Raw genomic sequence first — 989 nt, forward strand, 5'->3', positions numbered from 1 at the left:
CAGCCCAGGGTCTGTGCCGCGCGGCGCACGCGGCTCTGTTCCGCGCGGAGGCCCCAGCCCGCACGCTCTCTCGGGGCGGGCCACACGGCGGAGCACTCAGCGGGCCAGCGAATGATCCCGGTGCGGGGTCACGGGCACACGCGGTCGTCCCTCCCGAGGCGCTGAGGGGCAGCCGGGAATTGGGGAGTCGCGTTCAGCGGTTGCCGGTCGGGGCTCGGGGCGAGCGCTCCGCGGCGCGCCCGTCCCCGGCGGGCTCCCGCTTGCGTGGCCCGCTCCGCCTGCCCGTGCGTCGCCTGCCGAGCGGGCGCGGGGTGCGATTCCAGTCCAGCCGCACCGGTGGAATCAGATGCGGCAGCTCGCGAATCATCCGAATCGTCCAGCGGTGCTCCGCGCCGAGCCCGTACCGCGCGTGTTCATGGATGCGCCGGTGATGGAATCGACACAGCAGCACCCCGTTTGCGATGTCGGTTGGCCCATTGAGGTTGTGTTCGCTCCACGGAATGACGTGGTGGGCGTCGCAGTCTGTTGGCGGGGCGTCGCAGCCGGGCCAGACGCAGCCGCCGTCCCGGGCGGCCAGGGCGAGTTTCTGGGCCGGGGTGAACAGGCGTTGCGCGCGCCCCTGCGCGAGGACGGCCCCGGTTGTTCCGAAGATCGTGATGGCGTATTTGCCGTCGCAGAGCTCCCGGAGCGCGGTTTCGGCGGACAGGGGTGCGAAGATGCCGTCCGCCCAGGATGGTCCGGTGCCTGTTTCCAGGGATTCGGCGCTCACGTGGATGTTCACGAGGGTGCTCGCCCCAGTCGCCACTCCTGCGTTGCGCTCGGCGAGGTGCGCGCGGATGCCGTCGATGAGGCGGTCCAGGGTGCGCTGGGCCGGGGTGCGGTCGTCGGGGGTGGGATCGGTGCTGGTGCCGCTCGGGTCTGCGCCGGCGACCGGTTCGAAGCGCACACCGGTATGAGCCAGGGTTCCTGCTTCGGGGTCAGCGACGTCG

The 989-nt window shown here is 72.0% G+C and carries 1 protein-coding gene; it reads right to left on the reverse strand.

Annotated elements, in window-relative coordinates; all coding sequences use genetic code 11:
* Positions 1-193: 193 nt before the first annotated feature.
* Positions 194-989, reverse strand: a 796-nt coding sequence (locus tag OOT08_RS16225; RefSeq protein ID WP_325093861.1) for an HNH endonuclease signature motif containing protein, incomplete at its 5' end; no start/stop codon positions are given.

This window comes from Leucobacter sp. M11 (assembly GCF_035726885.1).
GTDB lineage: Bacteria > Actinomycetota > Actinomycetes > Actinomycetales > Microbacteriaceae > JAPFRB01.